Origin of the sequence: Sorangium sp. So ce128, from assembly GCF_051525245.1 — a bacterium.
GTDB lineage: Bacteria > Myxococcota_A > Polyangia > Polyangiales > Polyangiaceae > Sorangium > Sorangium cellulosum_B.
In genome coordinates this window covers 11,355,776-11,370,438 of the sequence record NZ_CP150313.1, presented here as the reverse complement: position 1 = coordinate 11,370,438, position 14,663 = coordinate 11,355,776, and the positions used below count along the sequence as shown (strand labels likewise).

Sequence of the window (14,663 nt, the reverse complement as noted above, 5' to 3'; positions counted from 1 at the left end):
GAGAGCCGCCGGCCGAGGCGCCCGCGGGAGCGCCCATCTGAGCTGAAAAGGTAGCGTGGCGTCGGGCGCGCCGCCGAGGCGCCGCGCCCGTCGCGTCACGACGCCGCGCGCGGCGCCTCGCCGAGGAGCTCCAGCCTGGCCAGGCTCCCGCAGGTCTCCGACAGGGCGCGCATCAGCCGCAGGCGGTTGTCCCGCACGGCCGCGTCGTCGGTCATCACGAACACGTCGATGAAGTACTGGTGCAAGAGCGGGGCGAAGTCCGCCACCGCCCTGAACGCGGTGTCGTACGAGCCGCTCCGGACGTCCGACGCGATCTGCTCGCGCAGCTTGAGGTACCCCGCGAACAGCGCCGTTTCGCTCGGGTGCACGTCCTGCCCGAACGGCGCCACCGGCTCGCCGGCAGGCGCCTTGTCGGCGATGTTCGTGGCCCGCTTGAAGACCTCGCCCACCCGCGCCCGCACCTCCGGGCTCAGCGCGTCGATCGCGCGCACGCGGGCCCTGAGATCGAGCGGGCGATCCGCGGCGACGCGCAGGCACGCGAGGACCGCGTCCTGCGGGAGCCGGTCGGACAGCAGGCCCCGCAGCCGCTCGGAGAAGAACTCGCCGAGGCGGGTCGCGAGCTCCTCGCGCGAGACGTTGAGCTCCACCCCGGCGTAGCCGTCGTAGGCGGCCCCGAACGCGGCGCCGAGGCGCAGATCGAGATCGCGATCCAGGAGCGTGCGCAGCACGCCGAGGCACGCGCGGCGCAGCCCGTACGGGTCGGCGGTGCTCGTGGGGACGAGCCCGATCGCGAAGCAGCCGACCAGCGTGTCGAGCCGATCGGCCATCGCGACCAGCGCGCCGGCGTTCGTCGGCGCCGTCGCGTCCGCGGCGCCCTTGGGCAGGTAATGATCGCGGATGACGTCGGCCACCTCCGGGCTGACCCCCTGGGCGAGCGCGTACGCCCGCCCCATCTCGCCCTGGAGCTCGGGGAACTCGCCCACCATCAGCGCGACGAGATCGCACTTCGCGAGGTGCGCCCCCGAGGCCGCCGCCACCAGCGTCTGCTCGGGCAGCATCAGGAGCAGGCCGAGCTCGCGGGCGAGCCGCTCGACGCGCTCGGCCTTCGCCAGCACGCTGCCGAGCCGCTTCTGGAACACGATCCCGCCGAGCTTCTCGCGGCGGTTCGCGAGCGGGATCTTGACGTCTTCCCGGTAGAAGAACTGCGCGTCCGACAGGCGCGAGCGCATCGTGTTGTCGTTGCCGCGCTTGATCTTCTCGGGCGCCTCCGCGGTGTTCACGACCGCCAGGTACCTCGGGAGCAGCGCCCCCGTCCTCGCGTCGCGGACGCCGAAGTAGCGCTGGTGGCCGCGCGCGACCTCGAGGATCACCCGCTCCGGCAGCTCGAGGAACCGCTCCTCGAAGCTGCCGACGATGACGTGCGGCTCCTCCACGAGGGAGAGGTTCTCGCCGATCAGGAAGTCGTCCTCGATCAGCACGCCGCCCGCGTCCCGAGCCGCGGCGAGCAGGCGCTCGCGCATGAGCTTCGCGCGCGCCTCGGGGTCGACGAGCACGTGCGCCGCGCGCATCGCCTCGACGTAGTCCTTCGCGGCGCCGATCGCGATCTCGGCCCGCCCGAGGAAGCGGTGGCCGCGGCTCGTGCGCCCGCTGCGGATGCCGGCGATCTCGACGGGGATGACCTCGCCGCCGGAGAGCGCGACCAGCCACTGGATGGGGCGGCCGAACGCGAAATCTCCCTGCCCCCAGCGCATCGACTTGCGGAAGGGGATGGCCGCGACGAGCGACGCCAGGACCTCCGGGAGGAGCTCGGCCGCGGGCTTGCCGGCCTCGCGGCGGGTGCCCGCGAGGTACTCGCCCTTCGGCCCCTCGACGCGGCGCAGATCCGCGACGGTACAGCCGAGCTTCTGCGCGAACGCCTCGGCCGCCTTCGTGGGCGCGCCGTCCTTGAAGGCCGCCTTGACCGGCGGGCCGGTGACCTCCTCCTCGAGGTCCGGCTGGCGCGCCGCGACCCCGGAGACGAGCAGCGCGAGCCGACGCGGGGTGCCGAGCGCGCGCACCGCGCCGTGGCGGAGCCTGAGCTCCGCGAGGCGCTTCGTCGCGAGATCCGGGAGCGCGCGGAGCGCGGCCTCGACAAACGACGAGGGGAGCTCCTCGACGCCGATTTCGAGCAGGAGATCGCTCGCTTCGTTGGACATGGGACCGCGGACGCTACCCCAGAACCGCTCGTTCGGCGAGGTGGTCGAGCGATCGATCCGCGCTGTTTACGCCCGTTCACGCCTGTTCACGTTCGTTCACGCCATTTGCGCCGTCCGCGTCGCTCGCGACGTCACGCCGTGGCACGGCGCGCACCATGGGCGCGCGCCACGGGCGACGTGACGTTCGCGCGGCTCAGCGCGCCTGTGCCGCGCTCCGGAGCGCGCGCGAGAGCACCTTCTTGAACGCGGTCGCCTCGCCTCCGTTGGGCTTGCTCTTGCGCCCGTAACGGGTCGCCGCGCCGACCCGGGCGACGCACTGGGCCGCGCGCATGTACCGCCGCGCCGCCTTCGCGACCGCCCGATCGCCCGGAGCAGACGCCGACGCGACGGCCGCGCCGAGCTCGTTCAGGGCCTCATCGAGCGGCGCGCAGCCCTCGGGCGTGGGGGGCAGCTCGAGGGGGGGCGGGGCGTGGCAGCAGCGGGCGCGCAGGGTCGCGACGGTCGCCATGTCGTGCCAGCCGAGCACGGCCCATTCCTTCGTGGCGTCCGAGACGCCCTTGGGCCCAGCTGCCTGGGCGAGGTGGCTCTTGAGCGCCGCGACGCCCTTCATCGGGTCGGTCTCGGCGCAGACGAACGACAGCTGGCCCGCGATGGCGGCGTCGACGCTCTTGCCGGGAAAGAGCGGCATCGCGCATGTGGCGAAGTCCGCCGTGGCCGCAGGATCCGGCGCTGTGCTTGCGGTGCCTGCGTCCGCCGGCGCCGCCGTGCGTGCCTGTTCCGCGCCCGCGTCACCGGGCGCCGGGGCGCTCGGCTCTGCGGGGGCGGCGCATGCGGCGGGCGCAGCGTCCGCAGACGGCGGCGCCGGGAGGGACGGCGGCGCGGCGTCGCGGTGGCGAAGCCAGAACCAGGCTCCCCCCGCGGCGCCCGCGATGGCCACGACCCCCAGGGCCAGCGTGACCCACCGGCGCGCCGGGGACGGCGTCTCGCGGCTCGCTCCGGACGCTGGCGCCGGCGCCCGCGCCCGGAGCGGCGGCGCGACGAGCCCGGACGCGCCGCCGCGCGCGGCGACGCCGCCGGGCGCCATCGGGAAGGGGTGCGACGGCTCGTGCGTGTCGTCTTCGCCCAGCCAGGGGAGATCGACGGCCGGGACGTGGGGCGTCGGCGCGCCGGGCCCGGGCGCGCCGAAGCGCACGGCGACGCTGCCGGGCGCCATCGGGAAGGGGTGCGACGGCTCGTGCGTGTCGTGCTCGCCCAGCCAGGGGAGGTCGTCGACCATTCGCGGGCTCGCCGGGGCATCCGCGTCGAAGAGAGGCACCGCGCTGGGGGAGAAGGGCGGCTTCGCGGTCGCTGCGGGCACGACGGGCGGCTGCGCGGTCGCTGCGGGCACGACGGGCGGCTGCGCGGTCGCTGCGGGCACGACGGGCGGCTGCGGCGGTGGCTGCACGTGCGCGGTCGGGGCAGCCACGGCGCCCGCGCGCGAGCGGTCCTCCGTCGCTGCGCCGGCGAGCCGCGGCGATGCGGCAGGCAACGCGGTCTGCGCCTTTGAGGCACGGTCTGGCGCCTCCGGAGGCGGGGTGGTCGGCACGCCGATGGTCGACCGGAGCCCCAGGCTCGCGAGCCCGTGGAGCGGCAACGGCGTCCGGCGGGCCGAGGCGCTCGCGATGGGCGGCGGCTGCGAGCTCGAGTGGCCATGCGGCGGCGCGCTCTTGCGGGGCGGCTGCGAGCCGGTGCCCTCGCGCGGCGGCGCGCTCTTGCGGGGCGGCTGCGAGCCGGTGCCCTCGCGCGGCGGCGCGCTCTTGCGGGGCGGCTGCGAGCTCGACGTCCCCCGCACCCCGCTGCTCGACGGGCGCGGCGCTGGAATGGTCCTCGCCGGCGCCGCGAGCGCGTGCTCATCGAGCGGCGGCAGCTCCTCCAGGCCTTCGCCCGGCCGCGCGGCCTCCAGCGCGCGACGGAGCGCCGCGACCTCGGTGATCCGCTGCTCAGCGCGGCGCGCGAGCGCCTGGTCCAGCACGCGCCACAGCGCGTCGCCCGCCTCGCCGGGCGGCGTTACCCGCGGCGCGGCGCCGGCGCCTTGCTTGCGGCGGAGCTCCTGGTCGCTCTCGGCGGGGAACGGGAGCGCTCCCGACAGCGCCGTGTACAGGGTGACCGCGAGCGCCCACGTGTCGTCCCGGCGCGACGGCCCCTCACCCGCGGCCCGCTCCGGCGACCGGTAACCCACGAAGGCGGGCGTGGCGAGCGGATCCGAGAGCCACCCCGTCGACGTGCACGGCTCGCCCTCCATGACCACGCACGCGGCCGACAGGCGGCCGTGCACCGTCCCGCGCGCGTGCAGGCTCTCGACGCGCTTCGCCAGGCGGACGACCCAGCCGACCGCGTCCCTGTCCGGCAACGGACCGGCGCGTGCGATCCTCGCAGCGAGCGTCTCCATACGAGCGCCGCAGCGTAGTGCGGCGAACCGCCGCTGACCACATTGTGGCTCTCTCGCGGCACGCCGGATCGCGGATCGCCCGCGTCTGGCCCTGGAGCGCCGCGGTCAGCCGCCGATCACGTCGGCCATCGTGTATCGGCCGGGCGGCTTCCCGTGCAGGTGCCACGCCGCGCGCAGCGCCCCGCGCGCGAAGAGATCGCGGCTGGTCGCGCGGTGCGTGAGCTCGAGGCGTTCGCCGGGGCCGAGCAGGTGGACCGTGTGGTCGCCGATGACGTCGCCGCCGCGCACGGCGAAGATCCCGAGCTCGTTCGGCTTGCGCGGGCCGACGTTGCCTTCGCGGCCGTGCACGTCGGCGAGCGTCCCGGCCGGCTCGAGGGCCGCGCGTACGGCGTCGGCGAGCCGCACGGCCGTGCCGCTCGGCGCGTCCACCTTGGCGCGGTGGTGCACCTCCACGATCTCGACGTCGTAGCCGGGCCCGAGCCGCCGCGCCGCGCTCGCCGCGATCTCTGCGAGCACGTGGATGCCGATGCTCGTGTTCGGCGACCAGAGGACCGGGACGTGCTGCGCCGTCTCGTCGAGCAGCCGCTCGCACGTGCCGTCGAGGCGCGTCGTGCCGCTGACCACGGCGACCTTGGCGCGCATCGCGAGGTGCAGGAGACGGGGGAGCGCCTCGGGCCTCGAGAAGTCGATGACCACGTCAGCGCCGAGCAGCCCGGCGCTGGTGTCGTCGCTCATCGCGACGCCGACGGTGCCTGTCCCCGCGAGCTCGCCGACGTCACGGCCGATGCGGGAGGAGCCGCGCGACACGATCGCGCCCACGACCTGGGCTCGCTCGTTCGCCGCGAGCCGGACGATGGCCTGCCCCATCTTGCCGCTCGCGCCGTGGATCGCGACCTTCAGCAGCCGGGCGTCGTCGCCCTGGGGGGGCCCCACGAGCGCGCTCATCGGCACGCCTCGATGATCTCCGTTCGATTTCACGACGCCTCGCGCCTCGCCTCGAGCCGCCTCATCGCCTCGGCGATCTGCTGCCGGGTCGCCTCTCCGGCCGGTACGAGGGGCAGCCGGACCGCGGCGCTCATGCGGCCCAGGGCGGCGAGCGCGCCCTTCGCGGGGGCGGGGTTCGGCTCGACGAACAGGAGCCCGTGCAGCTCGAGGAGCGCGAGGTGGGCTGCGCGCGCGCCCGCGAGGTCGCCGGCCAGGAACCGCCGGGTCACCGCGCTGGTCTCGCGCGGCAGCACGTTCGACGTGACGCTGATGACGCCCTGCGCGCCGAGCGCCATCATCGCGAGCGTCAGCGCGTCGTCGCCGCTCAGGATCGCGAGCCGGTCGCCGAGGCGCCGCACGAGCTCCTGGCAGCGGAACACGTTGCCCGAGGCGTCCTTGATGGCGACGACGTTCGGCGCGGCGGCGCAGATGCGCTCGGTCGTCTCGGCGGAGAGGTCGACCACCGTCCGACCCGGGATGTTGTAGAGCACGATCGGCGCCGGGACGGCCCTGGCCACGGCCAACGTGTGCTCGCGGAGCCCGTCCTGCGAGGGCTTGCTGTAGTACGGCATCACGATCATCACGCCCGCCGCGCCAGCGGCGAGCGCGGCGCGCGAGGCCTCGATCGTCTTCTTCGTGGAGAACGAGCCCGTCCCCGCGATCACCGGCACGCGGCCGCGCGCCGCCTCGACGACGCGCCGGATGACCGCGGTCGTCTCGGCTTCGCTGAGGGTCGGCGACTCGCCCGTGGTCCCGCACGGCACGAGCCCGCTGACGCCGCCCGCGATCTGCGCCTCGACGAGCGCGTCGAGCGCGTCGAAGTCGACGGCTTCGCCATCGGGCGTGAATGGCGTGACGAGGGCGGTGAACGTTCCCGACAAGGGGAGCTGCGACATCAGACGACCATGATCGCCACCCCGGGTGCGCGTCAACAGGAGAGGACAGGTTCGCCGCGCACTCCCCGCTCTCCGCTGGTTTCCGCGCGGGGCGACGCCGCACGGACGCGGCCTTGGGGCGGGCTGGCGGGAGCCCGCGGGGCTTGTATGGCGCGGGCCGGCGGGCCCCGCGGGGAGCGGGCTGGACGCTCCAGGGCAGGTCCGCGTCTGCTATCGTCCGCGGTGTAGCGCCTCGCTCCTTCGGGGGATTTGCCCGAGCGCGTCAGGTCCCTGAGAGGCACCGGCCATGGATCTCGCCCAGTACATCAAGAGCATCTCCAGCGCGGCCAATACCATCCTGGAGGGGATGGCGGTCACGTTCTCCCATCTGTTCCGGGAGCCCATCACCGTCCAGTACCCCGACAAGACGGACCGCCCCGTCAGCGAGATGCTCCCCCCGCGGTACCGCGGCTTCCTGGAGGTGCAGATGGACATCTGCACCGGCTGCAAGCGCTGCGAGCGCGCGTGCCCCATCGAGTGCATCGCCATCGATCTGGAGAAGGACCCGGCGACGAAGAAGCAGGCGATGAGCCGCTTCGACATCGACATGGGCAAGTGCATGTACTGCGGCCTGTGCGTCGAGGCGTGCAAGACGGAGTCGACCGGCGCGATCCGCCACACCCGCGAGTTCGAGGGGGCGGCGCCGACGCTCGATCACCTCACGTTCCGCTTCATCCCGGAGGGCCTCGTGCCGCTGTACAAGGCGCCGAAGGACCTCGGCGAGGTGCCCGTCGGCGAGTACGGGCCGCACGCCCGGGAGGCCCGGGAGCGCGCCATGCGCGACAACCCGGCCGCGCTGGAGGAGCTGCGCGCCATCTGGCGCAAGGAGCGCGAGAAGCAGCAAGGCGCCGAGGGCGCGGAGCCCGCGGGCGGGGGGTAGGAGCGGGGGCGGGAGCGGGCGCCTGAGCGAAAGCGCGCGGCGAGCAGAAGGGCGCAGAACGGCGCAGGAGCGCGCCGCGAGCGACGCGCGGGGGTCGCCCTTGCTGGGCGGTGGGCAGCGGTCTAACGTCGCGGCCCTCACCCCATGCCCTCCCTGAGCGCACTCGTCTTCCTCGGGCTTGCCGCGCTGACGCTCGGCTCGGCCGGGCTCGTGGCGTTCTCCAGGAACATCATCCACTCCGCGCTGGCCTTGCTCGGCACGTTCCTCGGCATCGCCGGGCTGTACGTCTCGCTCTCGGCCGATTTCATCGCGGCGACGCAGGTGCTCGTCTATGTCGGCGGCACGCTCGTGCTCATCCTCTTCGCCGTGATGCTCACGAGCCGTATCGCGGAGATGAAGATCTCGAACCCGCGCGGCGGGCCGGCCGTGGCGTTCGGTCTGGTCACGGCGGTGCTGCTCCTGCTCGGCAGGGTGGCGACCCAGACCCCTTGGCCCGCCGAGGCCAAGCCGGCGATGCCGTCCACAGCCAAGCTCGGGCACGCGTTCCTCGGAGAGTACCTGCTCCCGTTCGAGCTCGGCTCGGTCGTGCTGCTCGCCGCGATGATCGGCGCGGTCGTGCTCGCGCGTCGAGCCGTGAGGCGCGCCTGGGAGAGGGAGTAGGCGATGGAGGTCGGTCTCATCCATTACCTCACCGTCGCCGCGGTGCTCTTCGGGCTCGGGCTGTTCACCGTCATGACGCGGAAGAACGCGGTGGGCATCCTCCTCGGCGTCGAGCTCATCCTCAACGCCGCCGCGCTCAACTTCATCGCGTTCGACCACTTCGTCGCCGGCGGCGTGGCTGGCCAGGTGTTCACGGTCTTCATCATCGTCCTCGCGGCGAGCGAGGCGGCGATCGCGCTGGCCATCGTGCTTCAGGTCTACCGCAATCACCGAAGCATCATGGCCGACCAGCTGACCTCTCTGAAGAACTGACGCGAGAGCGGTCATCCGTGCGGAAGCGCGCGGTCGGCGTGACGCGCGTGACGCGCGCGGTCGGCGTGACGCGCGTGACGCGCGCGACGTTCGGACCGGCGGCCGCCGCGTCGCGCGCCCGCGCCCCACGCCGATGCCGATCGTCGACCGCCGACCGCCGACCGCCGACCAGGCGATGCGCTCGACGCTCCCGCGCTCTGCCGCTTCAGGTGGAGCTCAATCCCAGCGACAAGCAGGAAAAACCTGACCTTGCTAAGCCCCAGCGGGCGACCCACGTTCGAAGGCATGCAGAACCTATCCAAGACGGAGCTGGTGGGGTTCGTGGAGCTCGAGGTCGGTTCGCTTGCTGTGCAGGTGCCGATCCGCGCCGCAGCAGCGGCGACAGAGCTACCGCTCGCATCCTTCGAGGCTGAAGGGGACAATTGCGCCATCCTCGTGCGAGGCGACACGTCCTCGAAGGCGGTCGAGGTCGCGCTGCGAAACGCGGCGCAGGAGGCGGTCAAGCACCTCTCGAAGAAGTTGCTCAACTAGAGCGGAGCGATGGTCCCGCTGGCCCGGCGCAGGGCTGCGGGCCATCGTCCCGCGATGTTCCGTGAAGTTCCGCGATGTACGGTGCCCCGGGGCACCGGCGGAGCGGCGTGGACAGGTTTCTGCTGGCCGCCCGGCGCTCAGCGCGAGCGGGGCGGCTTTCCAGCCCGCGCTGGAGCCTCGCGTCACGGGGGAGCCCGCTGCGCTCCGAGGTGAATTTCTCGACGCACGTCGTGCTACGCTGCGCCGCGAAATCGCCCGTGAAGCTCATCATCCAAATCCCTTGCTTGAACGAGCGCGACACACTCGCGCAGACATTCGCGGACCTGCCGCGGTCGATCGACGGCGTGGACGAGATCGAGGTCCTCATCATTGACGACGGCAGCACGGACGGGACGAGCTCGCTCGCGGAGCAGCTCGGGATCCACCACATCGTCCGCTTCGCCAAGAATCGAGGCCTCGCCGCCGGGTTCATGGCCGGCATCGACGCGTGCCTGCGGCTCGGCGCCGATATCATCGTGAACACCGACGCGGACAACCAGTATCGCGGCGCGGAGATCCCGAAGCTCGTCGCTCCCATCCTCGACGGCCGGGCCGACCTGGTGATCGGCGATCGGCAGACAGATAGGATCGAGCACTTCTCGCCGCTCAAGAAGGTCTTGCAGCGGTGGGGCTCGCGGCTCATCCGGCGCCTGTCCGCCACGGAGGTGGCCGACTCGCCGAGCGGCTTCCGCGCGGTGAGCCGGAAGGCGGCGCTGCAGCTCTTCGTGCACAACCGCTTTACCTACACGCTGGAGACCGTGATCCAGGCAGGCCGCCGCGGCCTCGCGCTGGAGAACGTGAAGATCACGACCAACCCGAAGACGCGCGAGTCGCGGCTCTTCCGTTCGATCCCCGACTACCTGCGCCGCGCCGGTCCCGTCATGTTCCGGGCTTATGCGATGTACCGCCCTGTGCAGCTCGTGGGCTGGGTCGCGACGGTGCTGCTCGTGTTCGGCTTCGCGCTCGGCGTCCGGTTCCTCTACTTCTACCTGCGGAATCCGGACTACAGCGGTTATATCCAGTCGCTCATCGTCGGTACGGGCGCCGTCGTGATGGCGTGCATCCTGGTGGCCGTGGCGCTGCTCGCGGAGCTCATCGCGACGAACCGCCGCCTCGTCGAGGAGGTGCTGATGCGCGTGCGCCGGATCGAGACCGAGCTCGCCGAGCGGGAGCCGGCCCTCAGGCTGGAGGGGATCCAGTCCACGGGCGCGAAGCCGTGGCACAACCAGCAGGTGCAACCGGCGCGAGCGAGCGCGAGGTGAAGAGCCCGGTCCCCTGGACCGGGCCGCTGGTCGAACAGCGCTCGTAGCCCCGGGCCGGGGCTCAGCCGTCCGGGTCCTCCGGATCGACGTCCTCCGCGGGAGCCACAGGGTCGGTCGGCTCGGGTCCGGGCGGCGTGCCCGCGGCCGGAGGCTCGGGCGGCGGCTCCGCCCGGGAGGCGTCGCGCTGCTGCCGCAGGTAGACCGTGTAGTTCTTGAAGCGCTCCGCCGCGAAGAACACGCCGTCCAGCTTCACGTTCCGGCTGCCCCGCGCGGCGTTCTTGCCGAGCACCACCGCCTCCGCGGCGTCGAGGAGCGCGGCCTGCGCGTTCGTATCCCTGGGCCACGCCCGTGCGGGCTTGGGCTCCTGGCCCTTGGGCGGCTGGAGCTTGGGGAGGATGTGGAGCGCCTCGACCGGATAGAGCCCGTCCGTGTAGCCCGGCGCGCCGAGCGCGAGCACCTGATAAGGCAGCTCGTCGGCCGGCGGCGGCTCCTTCGGCATGGTCACGAGCTGAAGGCTGCCGAAGCGGCGTTTCTCCGTCGCGTAGCGGTGCACGAGCTCGTTGAACAGCACGGCGGCCTGGAGCGTGTCCGGCGGGCGCTGGTTCGGCGGGTACAGGATGTGGGTGACGCCGACGCTCCGGTAATGCGCGTAGAGCTCGGCCGGCCCTCGCACGGGCTCGTAGAAAATGAGCGATTGCCAGGCCTGGATATCGAAGATGATCTCGCGCTCGATACCGAGCGTCGTGCGGTAGTTGCGCGCGAGGATGCGCGCGTCGGGCGGGGTAGCCTGGTTGATCGCGCGGTGATCCGCGCGAAATTTGAACCGCTGCGCGTCGCTCCATCGCTTCTCGTAGGTGGAGCGGATCAGCGAGAGCGCGCTCTCCAGCCGGCGGGGGCCGGAGTAGAAGGGCACATCGCCGCTCCACACGATCTGGAACACCACGAGCGGCACGAGGCCGAGCCGCGCGATGGTCCCGAGCTGCCATGTGCGGACGAGCAGCGCCGCGGCGGCGGCGATCGGCACCGCGAGCATGCCCTGCAGGTACCGGTCCGCGGTGTACGTGTTGCTCCACATCCAGACGCCGGCGAACGTCGCCCAGGCCGCGAGCGCCGGCCTGCGACGGCCGCGGATGACCAGCAGCATCGGCAGGAGCAGCGTGAAGAGCGAGCCCATCGAGGGGACGTAGCGAGTGAACGAGTAGTGCGGGGAGAACGAGAACGTGAAGAAGTTGCTGGCCGCGATGAGCTGCCGCTCTAGCCCCTTCCCCTTGGGCAGGTAAGGCGCGTTGGGATACGCCTTCTCCATGAACTCCGCGGAGCGCGCGTGCTGCGGGTACGACCGCGTGAACACGCGCTGGGCCAACGGATAAACGGGGTTGTTATGGTAGATGGTGTTCTTGATCAGGTGCGGCGCGGCCGTGCCGAGCGCCACGCCCGACGCGATGAGCCCCGCCACGAGGACGCGGCGCGCCGAGAGCAGCGGCCGCCTGCGCTTCTTCAGGGCGCGGGAGGCCGCGCGCGCGAGCAGGTACGCGGCGCGCGGCACGACGACCGCCGCCGCCATGGCCAGGTGATAGACCGCCTGGTACTTCACCAGCATCGCGCCCCCGAGCGACGCGCCGAGCAGGACGGCATACCGCCTGTCGAAGCGCTCCGCGAAGCGCATGGACGCGAGCAGGACCGGCGCCGCGAAGAAGCCCAGGAAATGGTCCGCCGAACCGCCGGGGTTCTGGTCCTGGACGAACAGCGACGGGAACAGGAAGAAAGCCGCCCAGAGGCCAGGGACGCGTTCGCCCTGGAGCAGGTACCGCGCCAGCGCCGCGACGCCGACCACCTTTCCCAGGACGAACACGAACTCCAGGTGGAGCGCCATCATCCACCGTTGCTCCACGAGCATCCCGGGGACGCTGAAACCCCACGCGTAGAGCATGCTCGCGAAGTGGGGGAACGAGCGGTTCACGTCGCCGTAGAACGGCACGATGCGGCCGGCGCGCGCATAGTCCTGCCCGATCGGCAGGTGATACCAGGTCGCGTCGAAGCTGATGGAATCCGGGGTCAGCGACAACAGGTAGAGGAGCACGAGGCACAGGGCGCCGACGCCCGTGGCCGTGAGCCACAGCCAGCGCATCGTCCCTTTCGGCGTCGTCGAGGCGTCGAGATCGTGCTTCAACCGCGATAGCCAGCGTGGCAGCTCCAGGAGGCCGCCCGCGAAGAGGGCCGCCGGCATCACGAGCCCGTACCAGGGGCGGATCCAGCCGACCACGCCCGCGAGGTACATGCCGAACACGAAGGCGATGCTGCCGAGCGTCATGCCGAACAGGCCCTCTTCGACCGGCGGCAAGTGCGCGAGGCGGAGCACCCGGCGCAACAGCACGAGGCCGATGCCGAGGCTGGAGAGCAGGAACAGCAGCGAATAGCCCCAGAGTGGCGCGAGCCGCCACAGGAGCCAGTGCTGGACTGGAATGTGCGCGTGGACCACGAGCGCGTAGCCGACGAGGCCCGTGAGGCATGCGACGGCCGCGAAGACGTTGCGCAGCAGCCTTTCCCGGGGCGAGCCGGAGCTCAGGGCGGCACAGAAGCGGGCCAGGGGGGAGTCGGAGTTCAGGGCAACACGCAGGCGGGCCAGCATGAGAGGGGGCGCATCCTAGCGAGGCGGGGCGCGTCGGCAAAGCAGCCGCGCGATGAGCAAGCCGCCGACGTCCACGGCGAGCGAGGTGGCGCGCGAGATGAGGGCGGCGCCCAGCGCCGCGGCGGGTCCGACGGCGGGGGCGAGGCCCACGGAGATCAGCGCCTCGCGCACGCCGATGCCGCCCGGCGTGGCCATCGCGAGGAAACCGGCGATGGGCGCCAGCACGAACAGGCCCGAGCCGCCGAGCGCCGCGCCCGGCGTCGCGCCGACGGCGAGCGCGGCGCACGCGCCGTGCGCGGCCCAGGTCAGCGAGTACACCGCGTGCACGAGCGGCAATCGCACCGGCATGAGCGGCCCGCGCCCCTCGGGCGCGAGGAGCTTGCGCACGCGCTCGGGCGCGCGGGTACGATCCACGGTCATCAGCGCGACGAGGACCGCGCCCAGGGCGAGGAGCACGGGCAGCCTCCATCGACCGATGAGCGCGTTCGCGCCCGCAAACTGCTCGCCGCCCGCCGCGAGCAGGCCGAACCCCACCATGGCGCCGACCGCGATGAAGCTGGTGAACTCGATCGCGAAGGACGACCCCACCTCCGCGCTGGTCGCCCCGATGCGCGACGCGCCCAGCATGCGGAACAGCGGCACGCCGACCTTGCCGGGGATGTACCGCGCCGCCTGCGACTCGATGTGCAGCGCGATCGCCGGCCAGCGAGGGATGGGCCGGCCGGTCAGCTCTTCCAGGATGAAGGCCCAGGCGAGCCCCAGCACGACGAGGCCGAGCGCGAGGGGCAGCACCGAGAGCGCCACGAACGCGGGACGGATGTCGATCGGCGCGCCGCTCTCCCACCTGTGAGCGAGGTCCCGCGCGGCGAGCCCGATGAACAGGGCAGCGGCGACGACCATGATCGGGCGCAGCGCCGTGCGCACCCTGGCGAGCGGGCCTCCGATCCGCTGCGGCGGGCTGGGCGCGGGCTCGGGCGGATCCGCCGAGATCCTCGGGGGGGCAGGCGGGGCGCCGGTGGGCGGGGTGCTGGGGAGATCGGCGAGCGACGCGGATCTGTCCTTCATGCGGCCCAGCGCTTCGCCACGCAGAAGACCGACAGGCCGAAGCTCGGCCGGTAGCCGCGCGCGATGAGGTCGACCTCGGCACCGAGGACGGCTTCGAGCGCGGAGGAAGCGAGGCCCGACTTCGGTGAGGGCTGCTTCATGCTGGTCTTGCGAGGGCGCAGCTTGCGCGCGGCGCTCCAGACGGCGCGCGAGCCGACCGCGGCAGGGAAGAGGAGCTGGTTGAAGTAGGCGCAAGCTTCCACGTGGAGCTCGGCCGGCAGCGCGGCGCGGAAGCTGCCAGCCGTGTACCGGCGGAAATGCTGCAATGCGCGGTCGTGGTCGCTGAACAGCCACGGATACGCGGGCACCGTGGCGACGAAGATCCCGCCAGGGCTCAGGTGGTCATGGATCCACCGGAGAGCGGCGCGGTCGTCCTCGATGTGCTCGATGACATCGAGCGCGCAGATCACGTCATAGCGTCGGTCGAGCTGGAACGGGATGGATGTGCCGTAGAGCGTCCTCGCCGCGCCGGCCTTCGCGATGGCCTCCTGTCCGAGAGGGCTCACCTCGTTTGCGTCGACGGCCCCGAACTCCGCGAGGACACTCAGGTTCTGGCCGACCCCGGCGCCGACCTCCAGCAGCTCGAGCGGCCGCCGTTCCGGGCCGAACTCGCGCACCAGATGGGCCAGCAGCCGGGCCCTCCCCTTCCTCAACCAGTCGCCGGATTCTTCGGAGTATTGCTGATATGCAGTCGTTTCCACGCT

General features: G+C 72.5%; 12 protein-coding genes. 5 read left to right on the top strand and 7 right to left on the bottom strand.

What is annotated here, in order from left to right; translation table 11 throughout:
- Window positions 1-95: 95 nt before the first annotated feature.
- The 4 genes from glyS to dapA all read right to left on the bottom strand — a co-directional run bounded on the left by glyS (window position 96) and on the right by dapA (window position 6,503).
- Window positions 96-2,195 carry a glycine--tRNA ligase subunit beta gene (gene glyS, locus WME82_RS43125; RefSeq protein WP_438040045.1) on the bottom strand — a complete coding sequence of 700 codons (2,100 nt, stop codon included), beginning with the start codon at window positions 2,193-2,195 and terminating at the stop codon, window positions 96-98.
- Between the two features lie 193 nt (window positions 2,196-2,388).
- Complete coding sequence (locus tag WME82_RS43120; protein WP_438040044.1) at window positions 2,389-4,623, bottom strand: hypothetical protein; 2,235 nt, start codon at window positions 4,621-4,623, stop codon at window positions 2,389-2,391.
- A gap of 105 nt (window positions 4,624-4,728) precedes the next feature.
- Window positions 4,729-5,526: a 4-hydroxy-tetrahydrodipicolinate reductase gene (gene dapB / locus WME82_RS43115; RefSeq protein WP_438044986.1), complete on the bottom strand. Its 798-nt coding sequence runs from the start codon at window positions 5,524-5,526 to the stop codon at window positions 4,729-4,731.
- 71 nt (window positions 5,527-5,597) lie between these two features.
- Window positions 5,598-6,503 carry a 4-hydroxy-tetrahydrodipicolinate synthase gene (gene dapA / locus WME82_RS43110; RefSeq protein ID WP_438040043.1) on the bottom strand — a complete coding sequence of 302 codons (906 nt, stop codon included), beginning with the start codon at window positions 6,501-6,503 and terminating at the stop codon, window positions 5,598-5,600.
- Window positions 6,504-6,789: 286 nt separating this feature from the next.
- On the opposite strand from dapA, the gene WME82_RS43105 reads away from it, so the two are divergent.
- The 5 genes from WME82_RS43105 to WME82_RS43085 all read left to right on the top strand — a co-directional run bounded on the left by WME82_RS43105 (window position 6,790) and on the right by WME82_RS43085 (window position 10,226).
- Complete coding sequence (locus WME82_RS43105; RefSeq protein ID WP_437854284.1) at window positions 6,790-7,422, top strand: NuoI/complex I 23 kDa subunit family protein; 633 nt, start codon at window positions 6,790-6,792, stop codon at window positions 7,420-7,422.
- Window positions 7,423-7,566: 144 nt separating this feature from the next.
- Window positions 7,567-8,082, top strand: coding sequence for an NADH-quinone oxidoreductase subunit J family protein (locus tag WME82_RS43100; RefSeq protein WP_012240634.1), 516 nt, complete (start codon window positions 7,567-7,569; stop codon window positions 8,080-8,082).
- Window positions 8,083-8,085: 3 nt separating this feature from the next.
- Window positions 8,086-8,394 carry an NADH-quinone oxidoreductase subunit NuoK gene (nuoK, locus tag WME82_RS43095; RefSeq protein WP_012240633.1) on the top strand — a complete coding sequence of 103 codons (309 nt, stop codon included), beginning with the start codon at window positions 8,086-8,088 and terminating at the stop codon, window positions 8,392-8,394.
- 285 nt (window positions 8,395-8,679) lie between these two features.
- Window positions 8,680-8,925, top strand: coding sequence for a hypothetical protein (locus WME82_RS43090; protein ID WP_044967022.1), 246 nt, complete (start codon window positions 8,680-8,682; stop codon window positions 8,923-8,925).
- A gap of 257 nt (window positions 8,926-9,182) precedes the next feature.
- Window positions 9,183-10,226: a glycosyltransferase family 2 protein gene (locus WME82_RS43085; RefSeq protein WP_437742327.1), complete on the top strand. Its 1,044-nt coding sequence runs from the start codon at window positions 9,183-9,185 to the stop codon at window positions 10,224-10,226.
- Between the two features lie 61 nt (window positions 10,227-10,287).
- On the opposite strand, the gene WME82_RS43080 is transcribed toward WME82_RS43085, so the two are convergent.
- Genes WME82_RS43080 through WME82_RS43070 form a run of 3 tightly spaced genes read right to left on the bottom strand, consistent with a single transcriptional unit; the run spans window position 10,288 to window position 14,660 of the window.
- Entirely contained in the window at window positions 10,288-12,855 is a 2,568-nt protein-coding gene (locus tag WME82_RS43080) for a hypothetical protein (protein ID WP_438040042.1), read from the bottom strand.
- A 15-nt stretch (window positions 12,856-12,870) separates the two neighbouring features.
- Window positions 12,871-13,920, bottom strand: a complete 1,050-nt coding sequence (locus WME82_RS43075) for a lysylphosphatidylglycerol synthase domain-containing protein (RefSeq protein ID WP_438040041.1) — start codon at window positions 13,918-13,920, stop codon at window positions 12,871-12,873.
- Window positions 13,917-14,660, bottom strand: a complete 744-nt coding sequence (locus WME82_RS43070; RefSeq protein ID WP_437546645.1) for a class I SAM-dependent methyltransferase — start codon at window positions 14,658-14,660, stop codon at window positions 13,917-13,919. The genes WME82_RS43075 and WME82_RS43070 overlap by 4 nt, the downstream gene beginning before the upstream one ends.
- Window positions 14,661-14,663: the final 3 nt, after the last annotated feature.

Coding starts and splice junctions, on each gene's coding strand:
- WME82_RS43120 (WP_438040044.1), bottom strand. CDS start 4,623: ATGGAGACGCTCGCTGCGAGGATCGCACGCGCCGGTCCGTTGCCGGAC.
- WME82_RS43105 (WP_437854284.1), top strand. CDS start 6,790: ATGGATCTCGCCCAGTACATCAAGAGCATCTCCAGCGCGGCCAATACC.
- dapA (WP_438040043.1), bottom strand. CDS start 6,503: ATGTCGCAGCTCCCCTTGTCGGGAACGTTCACCGCCCTCGTCACGCCA.
- nuoK (WP_012240633.1), top strand. CDS start 8,086: ATGGAGGTCGGTCTCATCCATTACCTCACCGTCGCCGCGGTGCTCTTC.
- WME82_RS43080 (WP_438040042.1), bottom strand. CDS start 12,855: ATGCTGGCCCGCCTGCGTGTTGCCCTGAACTCCGACTCCCCCCTGGCC.
- WME82_RS43100 (WP_012240634.1), top strand. CDS start 7,567: ATGCCCTCCCTGAGCGCACTCGTCTTCCTCGGGCTTGCCGCGCTGACG.
- WME82_RS43090 (WP_044967022.1), top strand. CDS start 8,680: ATGCAGAACCTATCCAAGACGGAGCTGGTGGGGTTCGTGGAGCTCGAG.
- WME82_RS43075 (WP_438040041.1), bottom strand. CDS start 13,920: ATGAAGGACAGATCCGCGTCGCTCGCCGATCTCCCCAGCACCCCGCCC.
- glyS (WP_438040045.1), bottom strand. CDS start 2,195: ATGTCCAACGAAGCGAGCGATCTCCTGCTCGAAATCGGCGTCGAGGAG.